The organism is Vibrio sp. vnigr-6D03 (assembly GCF_002835515.1).
Classification (GTDB): Bacteria; Pseudomonadota; Gammaproteobacteria; order Enterobacterales; family Vibrionaceae; genus Vibrio; species Vibrio penaeicida.
This window is the reverse complement of the sequence record NZ_PIZL01000003.1, coordinates 148,346-164,674: the sequence shown is the minus strand read 5'-3', so window position 1 is coordinate 164,674 and position 16,329 is coordinate 148,346. Positions and strand designations below refer to the sequence as shown.

The 16,329-nt window shown below is 44.2% G+C and carries 15 protein-coding genes; 5 read left to right on the top strand and 10 right to left on the bottom strand.

Translation table 11 applies throughout. The features are described from left to right. Positions 1–9: 9 nt before the first annotated feature. The 5 genes from CW749_RS05400 to CW749_RS05380 all read right to left on the bottom strand — a co-directional run bounded on the left by CW749_RS05400 (position 10) and on the right by CW749_RS05380 (position 2,752). Positions 10–402, bottom strand: coding sequence for a hypothetical protein (locus CW749_RS05400; protein ID WP_101111024.1), 393 nt, complete (start codon positions 400–402; stop codon positions 10–12). A gap of 163 nt (positions 403–565) precedes the next feature. Next, positions 566–1,180, bottom strand: a complete 615-nt coding sequence (locus CW749_RS05395; RefSeq protein WP_101111023.1) for a DNA-3-methyladenine glycosylase I — start codon at positions 1,178–1,180, stop codon at positions 566–568. A gap of 1 nt (position 1,181) precedes the next feature. Beyond that, a complete protein-coding gene (locus tag CW749_RS05390) occupies positions 1,182–1,472 on the bottom strand; it encodes a YciI family protein (protein WP_101111022.1) in 291 nt (96 codons plus the stop codon). Between the two features lie 32 nt (positions 1,473–1,504). After that, positions 1,505–2,077, bottom strand: a complete 573-nt coding sequence (locus tag CW749_RS05385) for a TetR/AcrR family transcriptional regulator (protein WP_101111021.1) — start codon at positions 2,075–2,077, stop codon at positions 1,505–1,507. A gap of 114 nt (positions 2,078–2,191) precedes the next feature. Then, positions 2,192–2,752 carry a hypothetical protein gene (locus CW749_RS05380; protein WP_101111020.1) on the bottom strand — a complete coding sequence of 187 codons (561 nt, stop codon included), beginning with the start codon at positions 2,750–2,752 and terminating at the stop codon, positions 2,192–2,194. A 210-nt stretch (positions 2,753–2,962) separates the two neighbouring features. Between CW749_RS05380 and CW749_RS05375 the strand changes: the two genes are divergently transcribed. Both CW749_RS05375 and CW749_RS05370 read left to right on the top strand, forming a co-directional pair. After that, positions 2,963–4,126, top strand: coding sequence for a DUF3541 domain-containing protein (locus CW749_RS05375; protein WP_101111019.1), 1,164 nt, complete (start codon positions 2,963–2,965; stop codon positions 4,124–4,126). A 92-nt stretch (positions 4,127–4,218) separates the two neighbouring features. Continuing rightward, the gene (locus CW749_RS05370; protein WP_101111018.1) at positions 4,219–4,758 is read left to right on the top strand and encodes an ATP:cob(I)alamin adenosyltransferase; all 540 of its coding nucleotides are present in this window, start codon (positions 4,219–4,221) and stop codon (positions 4,756–4,758) included. Here the strand turns inward: CW749_RS05370 and CW749_RS05365 are convergent. Beyond that, the gene (locus CW749_RS05365; protein WP_101111017.1) at positions 4,751–5,188 is read right to left on the bottom strand and encodes a GNAT family acetyltransferase; all 438 of its coding nucleotides are present in this window, start codon (positions 5,186–5,188) and stop codon (positions 4,751–4,753) included. The two genes, CW749_RS05370 and CW749_RS05365, sit on opposite strands and share 8 nt — an antisense overlap. Positions 5,189–5,439: 251 nt before the next feature. Further along, positions 5,440–6,648 carry a NupC/NupG family nucleoside CNT transporter gene (locus tag CW749_RS05360; protein WP_101111016.1) on the bottom strand — a complete coding sequence of 403 codons (1,209 nt, stop codon included), beginning with the start codon at positions 6,646–6,648 and terminating at the stop codon, positions 5,440–5,442. Between the two features lie 590 nt (positions 6,649–7,238). Between CW749_RS05360 and CW749_RS05355 the strand changes: the two genes are divergently transcribed. From CW749_RS05355 to CW749_RS05345, 3 genes are read left to right on the top strand one after another with little or no spacing between them, the layout of a single operon-like run. Then, a complete protein-coding gene (locus CW749_RS05355) occupies positions 7,239–7,946 on the top strand; it encodes a response regulator transcription factor (protein WP_101111015.1) in 708 nt (235 codons plus the stop codon). Then, positions 7,936–9,372 (top strand): ATP-binding protein, encoded by a 1,437-nt coding sequence (locus CW749_RS05350; RefSeq protein ID WP_101111014.1) that lies wholly within the window; start codon positions 7,936–7,938, stop codon positions 9,370–9,372. The genes CW749_RS05355 and CW749_RS05350 overlap by 11 nt, the downstream gene beginning before the upstream one ends. Before the next feature lie 4 nt (positions 9,373–9,376). Continuing rightward, positions 9,377–10,657 carry an ABC transporter substrate-binding protein gene (locus tag CW749_RS05345; protein ID WP_237322341.1) on the top strand — a complete coding sequence of 427 codons (1,281 nt, stop codon included), beginning with the start codon at positions 9,377–9,379 and terminating at the stop codon, positions 10,655–10,657. Positions 10,658–10,773: 116 nt separating this feature from the next. Here CW749_RS05345 and CW749_RS05340 read toward each other — a convergent pair whose 3' ends face one another. The 3 genes from CW749_RS05340 to CW749_RS05330 form a co-directional block, all read right to left on the bottom strand. Continuing rightward, positions 10,774–13,926, bottom strand: coding sequence for a multidrug efflux RND transporter permease subunit (locus tag CW749_RS05340; RefSeq protein ID WP_101111013.1), 3,153 nt, complete (start codon positions 13,924–13,926; stop codon positions 10,774–10,776). Positions 13,927–13,928: 2 nt separating this feature from the next. Beyond that, positions 13,929–15,062 carry an efflux RND transporter periplasmic adaptor subunit gene (locus CW749_RS05335; RefSeq protein ID WP_101111043.1) on the bottom strand — a complete coding sequence of 378 codons (1,134 nt, stop codon included), beginning with the start codon at positions 15,060–15,062 and terminating at the stop codon, positions 13,929–13,931. Between the two features lie 470 nt (positions 15,063–15,532). Next, positions 15,533–16,315: a LytTR family DNA-binding domain-containing protein gene (locus CW749_RS05330; RefSeq protein WP_101111012.1), complete on the bottom strand. Its 783-nt coding sequence runs from the start codon at positions 16,313–16,315 to the stop codon at positions 15,533–15,535. Between the last annotated feature and the right edge of the window lie 14 nt (positions 16,316–16,329).

Genomic DNA, 16,329 nt, shown 5'->3' with positions numbered 1-16,329 from the left:
CTAAACTGTCTAAGGAACGGATACGCAAGCAAATGACTCTGGCTTGATTTCACCAGTTATAGAAGTGTCGTATTTTAGAAAAGTCTGATCGCATTCGCTGCTTTCCCATGGTAAGCAGCTAGAGAGTGAAATAGTGCAAGTTTGTTCGAAGCAGCCCGCATCTAAACGGTTTATATGATTTTGCATGTTGTTACCAACTAAACTGGCAATCACGTCTCCAACCGTATTGCTATCCAAATAACAACTGCGTTGATCTTGTCTTAATGGCACTTGAGCGAATTGGAGTACTTGAGATATTTGAGGGGTTGTATTGGCGACATTTCTCACTGCGAGCTGGGAATACACATCGTTGCCATACCACCCTATTACTAACGTTAAAACCAATGCCACCAGTACTTTCATTCCATTGAATCCCTCTGCAATTTGAGGGACTCACTATACCTATAATGGTAACCCGTTATAGGCTCATAATTGAGAAACGCGTCGCGGCTCCGCTTAATTATGCACTGATTTGATTAAGGTAAATCAATGCCTGAACCATCACCGCCATAAAGCTCTCTTTCTTTTATTTGCTTTGTGGAACTTGAAAGCTCGCTCTCGCTTTGTCGACTTCTAGACGCTTCGAACATTCTAAAGCGTGGTCGTTGATTAACCCCATCGCCTGCATAAAAGCGTAGGCGGTTGTGGGTCCTACAAACTTCCACCCTCGCTTTTTTAGTTCTTTCGATAGAGCTATCGACTCCGAAGACGTGGATGCTGTTTGCGGTTTAAAATCAGCGGACAGTTTTGCTTCATATCGCCACAAAAATGCTGCAAGTGATCCCTCTTCTGCAACCAACTCTTTTGCTCGTTTCGCGTTATTGATCACCGCTTCAATCTTTCCACGATGCCTTATAATACCTGCATCTTGTAATAAGCGCTCAACGTCTTTTTCATCAAACTCTGCTACTTTGTAAAAATCGAATTGCGCAAAGGCTGCTCTCAAATTCTCTCTTTTAGATAAAATGGTGCGCCAGCTTAAACCCGATTGAAAACTCTCTAAGCAAAGCTTTTCAAACAACCTTTTGTCGTCAGAGACCGGAAAGCCCCATTCTTTATCGTGATACTCAAAAAAATCCGGCGCTGCACTGCACCAACCGCAGCGAGGTAATCCATCTGGTCCCGTTACCGTATCTGCCATACTATTTCCCTTCCAAAAATTGCAAATTTTTGTCTGCGGTATGAATAACCGTTTCAGTAACTTCAACAGCCACAATTCCCTCAGAAACAAAGGGATCGGTTGCAATTCTTGCGTCTAGCGCTTCTCTATCAACGTTTACAGCGAAGAGGCACCCACCAGGACCAGGCTTTAAATTACCAACTAAAACAAATACACCATCGTCAACGCCTTGCTTCACCCACGCATTATGACCTGCCATATGCGCCTTAGCTTTATCCATTTGCCCAGTCATTGCCATTGAAACAACAAACATGCCACTCTCCTTACTGTGTTCGTTTTACCTGATTACTGTATTTTTTCTATTTGATCTTCAAGCCAATCCTGCATTTGACTTATCTCATTCTGCAGAAAATCATCGTCTTTAAACGCATTTAATAGCGTCGCTACGCCTTGACTACGACCCAAAATATGCATTGCCATTGGCTCGGAATGTTCTTCAAAACCTAGCGCGACAAACTGCTGCATCAGCCAAGTTTTAAACAAAGAAAATAGACGAGTCGCGTCCTCTAAAGCGGGGTGTCGTAACTTACTTAACTCTGTCGTGAGCGTTCCTACTGGGCATCCATAGCGTTCAATTTTAGACTTGTTGCTTATGAGGATGTGAACAAAGCTCATGATTCTCTCTTTAGGGTTTTGGCTTTTGATATCCCAACCATTAAGCATATCTTCCGTCATAACTAAACGTCGGTTTATAACGGCAGTTAGAATGTCGTCCTTCGTTTTAAAGTGATAGTAAAAATTCCCTCTCGAAATACTTACTGAAGAAGCGATATCTGCAAAAGAGGTGAATTCGTACCCCTTTTGATAAAAAAGTAAATCCGCGGCTTCTACTATTTTGTCTCGTTTACTGCGGTTCATATTTCACCTTAACTCGCTCTACCTTCCTTAAAATAGGACAATTGACCTAATAACAAGAAAATAAAATAGGACAAACGTCCTATTCTTTCTCAGATCGCCGTCACAGAGTTAAGATCAAGCGCCCTGATTCAATCTCGCGTAATGGTTCACACCAAAGCTATACACCACTTTTAACATAAACAAAGCACTGACAATCTCCATCCAATTTGGAAGTTGAAGAAGTGGCAGTAGCAATAGCCCCACACACATAACAGTGGCACCAATAAATGTTTGATATGAGCTTCCAGCATAGCGATTCACGACCGTGGCGAAACCAATAGTAAATGCCCAGACGATGCCTGCTTCTAGAAGGGGACCTTCCAACAACCAAGCAATAAGCAGGATGTGAACGTGGCTAACAATGAAAACTATCCGCGCTTTAGGTTTGCTCGCATAGTAATTGTTTGTTCCTCGGCTAAAATTAGCAATACAGCCGGCTAGAACATCAGCCACGATGATGAAGCCAACGATAGTCGCAATGAGCCCCCAACCCTCGGCAATATTCGGAAAATAGTACGACGTGTAAATTAGCCAAGTTCCCAACGTGGCAAACAAAGCGATACAAACCACTTCAAAGTAAGTTTGCTCCTCTCCCAATACTTCATGTAAAGACGGATGAACCTGAAAACTTGTCATAGAAAACTCCTTCCTAATCTTTCTGCTTTCAGGCTATCAAACCTTGCAATAGCACCAAGTTAATACCGCGATATCTTTTATACCCAAAAGAGCAATTTCCGAGATGTGTAGAAATGAAATCTAATAGATAAAACTAACATTCACCGGACTTATATCAATCACACCAGCGGTATATTCGCTCCAATATAAATAACACTATAAAAATGCGACATGAAATTACTTGCTCCCACCCTCTTGATAACATCGTTCATTTTCGCAACTCAGACTCACTCAGCAGATGCATTAGATTTGTCTAATTACACTGAAGCTCAAAGCGATATCGCAGAGCAAAGCGCTCTCGACGACTTAAGCTATTCCGCATCAGCTGAATTAATTAAAGCAACCTACCAGAAACAACTCTATACCTTGTCGCCGTTCAAAGAAGGGCATTTTGGGTTACGAATGTACCGCCAAACATTGGACCCACAATACAAATATGCCATATGGAGCGACCTCGCGCGCGTAGCAAGTAAACTCAATCGATTTAGTGAAGAAGTGCATACACCAGAGCAAATTCATGGGTACTCTATTCAGAGGCTTTCTCGTTACCTCGACGATCGCGATGAACGCAGTTTACGCAGGTTTAACGCCACTAAGATGATGCCAGAATATATGTACCTTGGTGTGGGTCTTCTAGGTTCTATGGCACGGGCAAACGAGTATGGGCTGCAACACAAAGCAGACGCCAAGCTTAGATCTGTTATTCGCCGTTTTGATTTTAAAAAATACGCGACCAATTCGACCATGATCGAAGCGTGGGCAGCACAACTTGCGAATCAAGTGTATTGGCTTCGCCAGTTGGGTGAACAGGACGTTGTCACAGAATTCATTGAGAGCTTCCGTGCCACCTATCCAGATGAACAGGATGCCGAACTCACTCGGCAGCAATTTGGCAACAAGCTTTATGGAATGACACATATTATCCTTGCAGACTCAGGCTATTACCAATATCCAGTTTCGGAAAAAGAACATCAGTGGATCTACGATTACTTTAGAAGCAATATCTCGCTTATTCTTGAAAGAGCAAAAGAGGATGTGATAGCCGAAGTGGGGATTTCATTCTTGCTCGCGGGTTTGGACAATGATCCCGTAGTTGAAATGACAAGAGAAGCCATCAAAACCTCTATCAATTTGGAAGCTGGATTGGTTCCATCGGTTTCAGGTAGCGTCTCACTTTCTGGTGGTGAACATCGAAATGTACTAGCCATTATGTTGCTAGACTGGAAAGGCACTAACGCTGCCCCCAAATATCAGCAACACAGTTCGATTTTCTCTTCACTTCCCTATGGGCTTGAACCGAAAGATCTTAACAAAGTAATTTCTACCTCCCAATAACCTGACGTTAAGCAAATTTGATGATACTTTAGAGCGCTTGTTACAGGGTCTTCCGATCCTAAGATTTGTAGACTTAAAGCTCTGGAAACATCATGAAACCGATCAGCAAAGACTGGGATGAGTTCTGTTACCCCTTCATTTACGAGGACAACCCCACGTGCGATTTTGAGATAGCGACAGACGATCTGTGTTGTCGAGTTGGGTTGCTTTTAACGATGGATATTGAATGCGTTACAAGGGATATTCTTGAACGCATGCAGCCCAACGTCTACCACTTAAATGGATCGGTTAGAGGTAAAATAGCCATACACGAATCCCACATTGATGAACTGAAAACCGATTATCATCACTTAAGAGATCAATTAGACGGCGGATTCAAAGGGTTCGTTTTACCTGGGGGTTCAAACACGTCCGCTGAACTTCATTTGGCAAGGTGCCAAGCGAAGAAAACGGTACGTGCTTTAGTCGCAATTGAGCATCACGGGAAACGCTCTCCTGCTCCGATTTTATTTCGCTACGCCAACTTGCTTGCCAATACGCTTTACGCGTTGGCTGCGTATGAAAACAAAGAAAAAGCCGTTGAAGAACGTGAATTTGTTAGCGCCAGTTACGGTAAACCAAAAGCTAACTAGACGATTTGTTTACCACAACGCCATCCAGCCTTTTACCCATACTCACTGACTCATCCACCGCATAACCCAAGTGTTTGTAAAAGGCGATCACCTTCTCGTTGGTGCTTCTAATTTGGAGGTTAATTTTAGGGCAACCTTTCGCTAAAAGCTTTTCTTCTAGCGCATCCATTAGCGCTTTTCCTGCCCCGCTGCCCTGAAAACTTGGATCCACGGCTAAATAGTTTGCCCAACCTCGATGCCCTTCATACCCGCCCATAACACTTGCGATGATTTGACCACCTTGTTCTAGCACCAAAAATAACTCGCGGTCATGAGCAACTTTTATGTCTATGTCTTTACTGGGATCGTTCCACGGTACAACCAATCCACAGGCATTCCATAATTCGATGACTCTCGGTTTATCTGAGTCCTTAAATGTCCGTATTTTCATATTCGTCCTTTATTCAGCCAATAATGCTATTTATATACTCAATTCTTGATTTAGAAACACGAGATCTCCAAATCGATGCCTTGCCTGAAAGGCAGTTAACTCTTCTTTGGTAGAGAAGTCGCTGAACCTAGCATCTTGAGGTTAATTGGGTGTTGTATCTCAAGGTACAAAAATAAAAGGGCTGAGAAAACCCCAGCCCTTTAAAAATCAACAAATTGAGTACTTAAGTACCCTTTGCCCCTCTGGCTCTACTAAAGCAATATAAAGAGACCCGCTAAACACGCACTCATTAGGTTTGCCAACGTACCAGCCAATACCGCTTTAAAGCCCAAATTCGCCACTTCAGAACGTCTCTCTGGCGCAATGACACCAATAGAGCCCAGCTGAATGGCAATTGACCCAATATTCGCAAAGCCACACAATGCAAAAGTGACAATCACTTGTGTGTGCTCTGAAAGCGCATCTTTGTTTGCTACAAAGTCGATAAAGGCGACAAATTCATTCATGACCACCTTTTGACCAATGTATGAACCCGCAGCAAGTACTTCACTTCCCGGAACACCAATTACCCATGCTAATGGCGCAAAGATATAGCCAAAGATAGCTTGGAGCGTAATGCCTCCAAAGCCGACCAAATCTCCTAGCGATTCCAATCCTGTGTTCACCATTGCAATCACACTAACAAAAGCGATAAGCATGGTTCCAACCGCAACAGCGACTTTCATTCCGTTCATAGCGCCAATCGCCAATGCATCAATCACATTGCTTTGCTCGGCTTTGTCCATTTCTACATCAAGGTTCTGAGCTGGCGTACCTTGCTCTGGCACCAAGATCTTTGCCATCAGTAAGCTGCCCGGTGCCGCCATGAAACTCGCCGCGATCAGGTATTTCAATTCCACACCCAACCCTGCATAGCCACCTAAAACACTGCCCGCAACAGAAGCCATACCACCCGCCATTACGGCGAACAATTCTGATCGTGTCATCTTGGAAAGAAACGGACGGACTAGGAGTGGAGATTCCCCTTGAGACAAGAAGATATTACCAGTCGCAACGAGCGATTCTGCTTTGCTCGTTCCAAGAAACTTTTGGATCCCACCACCTATAAACTCGATGACTTTTTGCATAATGCCAAGGTAATACAGCGCCGAGATTAACGCACTGAAGAAAATGATGATCGGTAGAACTCGAACCGCAAATATAAAACCCGTGTTGGCAAGGTCACCGAACAGAAAGGCGATCCCTTCATCGGCAAAACCGAGCAAACTCGATACTCCATTGCTCAAAGTTGTTAAGGCTGCTTGCCCCCATGGGAAATAAAGCACTAACGCAGCAAACCCAACCTGAAGCATCAAAGCACGCGACACGGTTTTCCAGTTTATGGCTTTACGATTTTCAGAAAAAAGAAACGCACAAAGTAACAGAGTAAAGACACCCAAAAGGCTAAATAGAATCGTCATCAGATTTCCTGTTATCGGCAGTAAAAAGTGGAAGCATTAAATTGCAGAGCGGAATACAGAAAACAAGTTTGACTGGGCATGGTATGAAACCAACCCAAGGGAGAATAGGACATAAAAGTCATTGAATGTTCACCTTTACAAGCAGTTAAAAATAGCTGGTCCGGTCCTTGGGGTCATTCACATGCCCTATTGAGCACTCCTTGTGACGGCTTGTATTGGTTATTTATGATTCATCGCTTTAAACGGAAAAACGATGAATTAATCAGCCTCGGCTTATAACCGAGCGAGAAGTATAGAGAATAAATTGAGATATTCATCACATTTTTATACGCAAACGTTCGCGCGACCAATACTTAAGCAATTTTAGGATTCACTCTCATTTGCAATCGTTTGGCTCATTTCCAACCTATTTTATTTTTAGAATCCAAACGAAATGCGCTGACTTAGTGGTGACGTTGTACTCTGACCAAATGGTACTGGCGCATTGTAAGAGAACACTTACAAATACATGATATAAATGTGATTTCTACGAATTGTTTTGGCTCCGTTATCCATGCATCATATTCAATATGGAATGGAAGGAGCACAGCATGGATAGCAAGCAAATTTTGGTCGTAGATGATAATTTGGAGCTCCGAGAGGCATTAACGGACTATTTAGGACGCTCTGGATTTACCGTTGTGAGTGCCGAGAATGGTACCCAAATGTGGCAATTCTTAGCTGATCACACACCAGACTTAATCATCCTAGATATCATGATGCCCGGCGAAGATGGGTTCACGCTGTGTCAAAAGCTAAGAAAAACCTCAGATATCCCCATCATTATGCTCACTGCGGTCACAGAAGAAGCCGACAGAGTCGCTGGCTTGGAGATGGGCGCAGATGACTACATTACAAAATCATTTAGCCCGCGGGAATTGCTTGCAAGGATAAAAACCATTCTCCGTAGAAGCCAAATATCCTCAGACAATGCGATTCCTAAATGCATCCGCTTTGCTCAATGGGAGCTCAACACGGTAACAAGGCAATTGATCCATCTATCCACTCAAGCCACTAAACAGATGTCTGGTGCGGATCTTTCTCTTCTTTCCCTATTCATTAGAAACCCCGAATCAATATTGACCCGAGATGACATTGCCCGTGAAATTTGGGGGAGAGATGCCGACCCACTCGAAAGGGGCATTGATGTTCAAATCAGCCGACTTCGCCACCATTTGGATGATAAAGATCGTTCGCTCATTCTGACTGTCCGCAGCAAAGGCTATATGCTCACATCAGGCGTAAGCTATGAACATTAACCTCATTCCACGATCCCTTGCTTCGCGGACTTCTCTGTTTCTTCTTGTCGTTATTGTGCTCGCCCAATTGCTGTCTGGCGCGATTTGGTATCAGCATTCTGCCAACAAAGACAAACAAGGGTTACTCAATACAATAAGAAGCTTAACGCTTAGTGCGTCATCTACGGTGTCTTTCTTTCAAACACTTCCTTCGGAATATCGCCATCTCGTTCTCAACCAACTGCGCAATATGGGCGGTACTCGCTTTTTTGTTTCACTCAATAATCATCAAATCCCGCTTACGCCAATTGCAGAAAGTGAAAGAAAATCTCTGGTTATTGATGAAGTCAAAACAGTACTCGGAAGCGAGCTGGATAACGTTCGAAGCATGAGCATTGATTTCACTTTGCGAGAACACCTAAAAGTCTTTAACAACGAATTGCCTATCGATGAGCTTCCCTTATTGTGGGCACATTACACTCTGTCTTACGGCGACATTAATCCGCCTATATTAGTGATGCAAATTGAAGTAGCGCCGAGTGAATGGTTCTACCTCGCTGCTGTTTTACCTGCCCCTTATGTCAATTTGGAAACGAGTTTTTTCGACATCAGAGAATGGCTCACCATGTTTTTATCGGCATTTTTATTACTCGGTTGTACTTGGCTGGTTGTTCGAAAAGAATTACGTCCAATCCGAGCGCTGGCAAAGGCTGCAACCTTGATGTCTAGCAAGCTAAAGGTCCCAAACGTCAAAGAAGAAGGCAGTTCTGAGTTTCGCGCCGCCATCCATGCCTTCAATAAGATGAATCGAAGAATTGATAGCCACATAAACGATCGTGAAATGCTATTCAGCGCTATATCTCATGATTTAAAAACCCCTATTGCGTGTTTGAAGCTACGCTCCGAAATGCTCGACAACGCTGAAGACAGAGAGCGTTTTTCTAGAATCGCCAATGATCTGGATTTGATGGTAAAGGGTGCACTGCAATGTATAAAAGCCACGGATATCCATGAAGAGATCGAACTTATCAGTATCCCTGCTCTGCTAGAACACATTATTAGCACCACGCAAAATGGCAGTTCAACGATCTTAGTTCACACACACAATGCACAGCCCTATGCGGGCAAACCTTTAGCCATGAAGCGTTGCCTACAAAATCTTATTGATAACGGCATTAAATACGGTCAGAAAGTTGAAATCGATATCAACGACTCAGAAGAATCACTGGTTATTAACATTTGGGACCACGGAAAAGGAGTGGACCCCACGCTCATAGACAAGATCTGTGAACCTTACTTTCGTATCGAAAATACCTCCGATAAAGAAGGAAATGGTCTTGGTCTCACTATCACGCAAAGTATCGTTAAAGCGCACGGCGGCCATCTTTCTTTTCAGCCCGCATCAACCGGTGGCTTATGCGCTACACTGACATTCCCAAGAGGTTAACAAGATGATTCGTATGGTTTTAGCGGCAACGCTATTCGCATGTTCAGTCTCAGCCGCTTTTTCAGTCTCAGCTACATTTTCAACCTCAACCACGAGCACAAGCACAACGGAAATAGAATTCCTACATTGGTGGACATCACAAGGCGAAACAAAAGCACTCAATGTGCTCAATGAACAGCTGCATTCACATAATATTGAACTGCGCAGTGCTTCCGTAGTTGGCGGAGGTGGAGACAGCGCAATGACGGTTCTTCAAGCAAGAGCTTTAGCAGGAAACACACCTCACTTTGCCCAAATAGAAGGGCTTGCTATCCGTTCATGGGATGCCATTGGGATTTTGCATAACTTAAATACAACCGCCAAAGCTCAGGAGTGGGATCAGCACTTGTACCCACTCGCACAGTCCATCAACCAAACCGGTAACGGGTACGTCGCTCTCCCTATTACATTACATAGAATGAACTGGCTTTGGGTCAACCATAAAAACCTTCGCGCATTAAATCTTGAAGTGCCATCTAATTGGGATGAATTATTCCATGCCATGGACAAAGCAAACCAGCAGGGTATTACCCCGCTCGCTATTGGCATGCAGCCTTGGCAAGTCGTTCAGCTTTTTGAAAACTTGCTTTTGGCCAAAGGAGGCGTTGATTTCTACTACCAAACACTCGTACAACTGGACCCAACTCGTTTAAAGTCCGACACGATGAAAGCTATCTTGCGTGATTTCCGTAAACTCAGTCAGTTTGTTCAAAAAACACAGCCCGATTCAAAATGGGATACCGCAACACAATCTCTTGCCGAGAATCGCGCACTCTTTCAATTAGGAGGAGATTGGATACTGGGCGATCTCATGGCTCGCGGTGTAAAGGTGCCACAAGACATCGGATGTTATGCCGCACCACAAACCCAATCGGTGTTTTTGTATAATATGGATAGCTTCATTTTCATGTCGCGGAAATCTTTTGATCTACAGCAAGCCAACAAACTCGCTAACGTAATGGCAGACAAAGACTTTCAGTCTTCCTTCAATCGGTTAAAAGGCTCGATTCCCGTTCGAAAAGACATTTCACTCAGCAATTTTAATCCTTGTCAGCAACAATCCCGGCACGATTTCATTCGCGCGACCGTCAATAACCTCGCGGTACCCAGCATGACGGATTCCATGGCGGTCAATCCAATAGAGCAACACGCCATCAATAGTGAGCTGTTCCGCTTTTTCAAAGACACCAGTATTTCGGTAGACACCGTCATTACGCGCATCGTTTCCATCGCCAGCAGCAATTAACCCATAACAAAACATCTCTACGTTACTTGGGGATAGGGCTGGCAAAAACAATAGGTAAAAAAATACCCCAGAGTACGTCTGGGGTATTGGACTTTATGAATCAGTAATTTTTCGTGCTATTCGTCTTTTAGCTCCACCAGCTTAGTACTGCCGCCGTGGAACTTCTCGCGTTTTCTCTGCACCATTGCGTAGAAGCTTGGGATCAAGAACGTACCCGCAAGAAGCACACAAAGTAGACCGCCCACCAAAGAGACACCCAGTGAATTTTGGCTGATGTAGCCCGCTCCGGATGCAAAAATCAGTGGTGTGATACCCAGTATGAACGACCAAGACGTCATGTTAACCGCGCGGAAACGCAGCTCACCGCCTTTAACTGCTGCTTTTTCAATCGCGACTTCTTTGTTTTCCCGCTCTAATTTCGCGAACTCTACAATCAAAATGGCGTTCTTGGCGGCGAGCGCAATAAGCAGAACTAAACCTATCTGTGCGTATAAGTTAAGTGGTATACCCGTTAGATTCAGTGCAATGAAAGAACCTAAGGTTGCAACCGGAACCACTAAAATAATCGCCAGTGGGATCGTCCAACTTTCGTACTGAGCAACCATAAACAAGTAGATGAAAATCAGCGCAAGGGCGAAGGCATAAATCGCCTGATTACCCGCTAGCTTTTCTTGATACGCTAAACCTGTCCATTCGTATTGATAACCATGAGGCAACACCTCTGCCGCAACACGCTCCATTGCCGCAATCGCGTCACCACTTGAATACCCTGGTGCCGCTTCCCCTTGGATAACCGCAGAACGGTACATGTTGTAACGCCACGCTACATCTGGCTCAAACACTTGCTCATAGGTAACCAAAGTACTCAATGGAATCATTTCGCCTTTTTGGCTACGAACATGGAAACGACCGAGATCTTCCATGTCTGTGCGATGCTCCGCGTCGGCCTGCATGGTGACGCGGAAGTTTTTACCAAACATGGTGAAATCATTGACGTAGATCGAACCCAAATTACCTTGCAGTGTTTGGAAAATCTCTCCCAATGGAATACCAAGTTGCTTCGCTTTTTGACGATCGATATCGAGATAGTAGTGCGGAACGTTTGCACGGAATGTACTGTAGGTGTACAGAATTTCAGGCTGCGCGTTGGCTTTTGCCATCACCTCGCCCATAACCTGAGCCAAATCACTGCGGTCTCGACCTAGCGCATCTTCCAACACAAACTCGAAACCCGATCCTGCTCCCATACCCGGTACGGCAGGCGCACCCATAGCGAACACGACGGCTTCAGGGATTTCTTGTGCGGCACGAGCATTAATACGCGCAGTCACAGCAAAAGAAGAATGATCCCCTTCCATACTGTTTCTTTGGTTCCAATCTTTTAATTTAACGAACAGCGATGCGCCGTTTGAAGCAGCAGCTCCCGTCAGGAATGCATAGCCATTTGCTACCGTTACACCTTCAATACTCGGCTCTTGATTGATTAGGTCCATCAGTTTTTCTGTTGCCGCTTCGGTTCGAGACAATGAAGCAGAATCAGGAAGCTGAACGTTAACCAACATAATGCCTTTGTCTTCTTGGGGAACAAACGCAGTCGACGTTGTTTTCGCGAGGTAAGAAACCGCACCTACCGCTACACCGAAGAACACCAGCGCTAGAATCGCCTTTTTAACTAAAAAGCCCGCTGCTTTTCCGTATTGCTGGGTAATCTTGTCTAAGCCGCGGTTAAATGCTTCAAACCATTTTGCCGTATTGCCGCCTCCCTGTTTCAATACCAGCGAACACACTGCTGGTGACAGCGTCAGTGCGTTAATAGACGAAATTACAACTGAAATACAGATCGTTAGAGCGAATTGACGGTACATAATGCCCGTGATTCCGGGAAGCATCGCTACAGGGATAAATACAGCCAGAAGAACCAATGTCGACGTAACGATCGGACCTGTTACCTCTTTCATTGCTCTTAAGGTTGCTTGTTTCGGCGATAAGCTTGGGTCGCGCTTCATGATTGTATCGACATTTTCGATGACCAAAATGGCGTCATCTACAACGATACCAATCGCCAAAATCAAACCGAATAACGTCACGGTATTAATCGTGAAGCCTGTCGCCAACATAATGGCAAATGTACCGATAAGTGATACTGGAATCGCAATAACCGGAATCAACGTCGCGCGCGCACTGCCAAGGAACAGATAGGTGACGGCAATAACCAGTAGAATGGCTTCGATTAAGGTTTTAACGACCCCTTTTATCGACTCTTCAACAAACAGCGTAGTGTCATAGCTGGTTTCATAAGCCATACCTTCTGGGAAGGTTCCTGATAACTCCCCTAAACGATCCATGACCAAACCGCCGCTTTCCAAGGCATTAGCACCCGATTGCAAGCTTAGGACAACAATGGATGCATCGTGCCCACGGAATAAACCCGTTCCGTTGTAGAAGTTTTTGCCAAGTTCCACTCTTGCAACGTCTTTCAAGTACACAGCGGAACCATCAGGATTCGCGCGCAGCATGACACTTTCAAACTCTTCTACCGTTTCCAATCGCCCTTTAGTAACCAAGTTAAACTGCACGTCTTGAGGGTTGGCGTATGGCGCAGCACCAATATTACCAGCAGCAACTTGTACGTTCTGTTCAGCTAAAGCGGCATGCACATCCGAAGTCGTCATACCTAAGCTTGCGAGTTTTTCTGGGTCGAGCCATACGCGCATCGCGTATTCACCACCGCCAATTACGCTCACATTACTGATGCCTTTTACTCGAGCAAGCTGGTCTTTCACATTCAGGTTGATGTAGTTAATCAAAAACTGATCGTCGTACTTATCTTCAGGAGAAAAGAAATTCAGCACCATGAGAAGATCAGGCGAATTTTTCTTTACTGTTACCCCAACCATTCGTACTTCTGGGGGTAACTTTGACTCGATTTGGGTCACTCGGTTTTGCACATTCACCTGTGCCATATCGGGATCAGTACCAATGTCGAAAGTCACGTTTAAAGAATACGAACCGTCGTTCGCACTTTTGGAAGACATGTAAATCATATCTTCCACACCATTGACCGATGTTTCTATCGGATCGGCGATAGCCTGTTCCACCACTTCAGCACTGGCACCTGTGTAATAAGCCGTGACATTCACAGATGGTGGGCTAATTTCAGGGTATTCCGAAACAGGCAGCACCAGAAGAGACATCGCCCCAGCCAGTGTCAGAATAATGGAAATAACCAGTGCAAACTTCGGGCGCTGGATAAAAAAGCGACTAAGCATAGTTAGGCTCCAGTGTTAGCGGTATCTGAGTTTGTTACATTGACAGGCATTCCATTTCTGACACGTTGTAAGCCTTGTGTTATCACACGCTCATCTTTCGATAAACCTTTGGTAACGATGACACCTTCAGCCGTCTGACGACCCATTTCAATATTGCGGCGTTCAGCGATATTTCCTTCTGTGATAATCATAATGAAGTTACCTTCTAGATCCGTTTGCACAGATTTTCTCGGGATAACGATAACTTCTTCAGCACTTTGTTCTTGAATCGCAACTCGAACGTGTTGACCTGGTAACAAAGCGTGCTCTGGGTTATCGACACTCGCTCGAAGAGAAATAGTTCCCGTATTTAGGTTGATGCGGTTACCGATAAAATCGAGCTTCCCTTTGTGTTCGTAAACATCACCGTTCTCAAGTTCAATCAGCACATCTAACGCGTTGGCTGCACCTGCCCCATCGCCGCTCACTTTATCCATTCCAAAATCTAAACGTTCGCGTTCACTGACGTTAAAGCTGGTATGAATAGGATCAAGGCTAACAATCGTGGTAAGGGGACCAGAAGATGGAGATACGAGGTCACCGATGCTAACGTTACTGCTACTGATTCTTCCCGAGAATGGCGCAACAATTTGGGAGTGAGATAAGTTCACGTTAGCCAATTTTAATTGTGCTTCTGCCGCCTCAACTTGCGCCTCAGCACCAAGCTTTGTAGAGGTCAATGAATCGAATTCTGACTGTGAAATGTTCCCTTTAGGAAGAAGGTTCTTACCTCGCTTGAAGTCCAGTTCAGCTTTTTTAAGCGCAGCGTTTGCTTGAGATAAAGAGGCTTTTGCTGTCGCAACCTGAGCTTCGAATGACAAAGGGTCAATTTGGTACAGCACGTCCCCTTTTTCGACAAACTGCCCTTCAATAAACAAACGTTCTTTTAGATAACCGGAGACTTGAGCGCTGATGCTCGCATCTTCTACTGCTTCAACTCTCCCTACATACGTCTTACTTTGCTGGTGCATTATTGTGGTTGATTCCACTGCGACGACATTTGGCGCAGCGGCTTGTTGATTTCCATTTTCTGCTTCACCACATCCAACCAAGATTAATGAGCTGACTATTGCCAAGCTAAGTAATTTCTTTTTCATGTATTTACCAATTTTTGAAATGCAGATTATTAGGGTCTGTTGACCTTTCAAGATGACTCTTAAACCTAAACCGTTTGGCTCTGTGATTCTCACTGCCCACCTTTGGGCAGAAAAGCACGTATTCTCACTCTATGATGACACTTTATTTTGTTAGATTGCTTCAAATAATTCACGTAATAATGTGTCAAATTATTGCAAAATAAAATCATCGCAAGCCAATGATTAATAATACCACCTAAACAATAGTATTACATCAAACAATTTAAAATATTAATGTGTAAAGATAGAAGATTTACGTAGGGAATAACAAACAGCTAAAAGGGGTTACTCCGCTCGTGTATTTAAGAGAAAAGTGGATAGAATTAAATTTGCAGTACTGGAATAAACTCAGTTTGCCTCAACCTCTGCCAACCAAAGCTTTGCTATGTATTGAAAGAGATTGTCAGCTTCGATCTCCCTAAAAAGTGAGACTACATTCCTTTAAATAAGTGCTGAGAGGCGCGACTTACAGGAAGTTCACAACGACCGATTTTGGCAAACATTCTCCCAGCAAGATCTTTCTTCACCTTATCTATCGCTGGCACTGAAATGATTGTTGAACGGTGTATTTGCCAAAAACGATTCGGATCCAGCTGATCGAGTAACTCCTTGAGTGACATCCGAATGACATATTCATCAAACCCATCATCTTCCTTTCTACAATATACGGAAACGTATTTATCTTCCGACTTAAAGTACGCAACATCATCAATAGATACGAGGTGGATCTCATCTCCCAATGACGCTCTTATCCAATGAAGATAATTTTGTGTGGGGTTAGTTTGCTCTTTGAGTTGTTCGAACAAGGAGTGTAAATCGGGTTGCGAAGACTGGCTTTGTTCAAGTTTTGCTTGCACTTTTTGGCAGGCTTTGAGTAACCGCTCTTCATTTAAAGGTTTTAACAAGTAGTCTGCGGCGCTTAGATCAAAAGCCTTAACGGCATATTCATCGTACGCTGTTGTGAACACAATAAGGGGTGGTCGCTGCAATTTATTGAGCTTGGCTGCCAACGATATCCCATCAAGTTCTGGCATTCGAATATCCAAAAAGACCACATCTGGGTCGTGCTCCAGTATGGCGTCAAGCGCGCTTTTACCATCCTGAACTTTCGCAACTACATCAAGCTCTAGCCATACGTCGGACAACATTCTTTGAAGATGATGAAGCAAAAGTGGTTCATCATCTGCAATTAGGGCTTTTACTTGTTTTACCATTCTATGTCCTTACA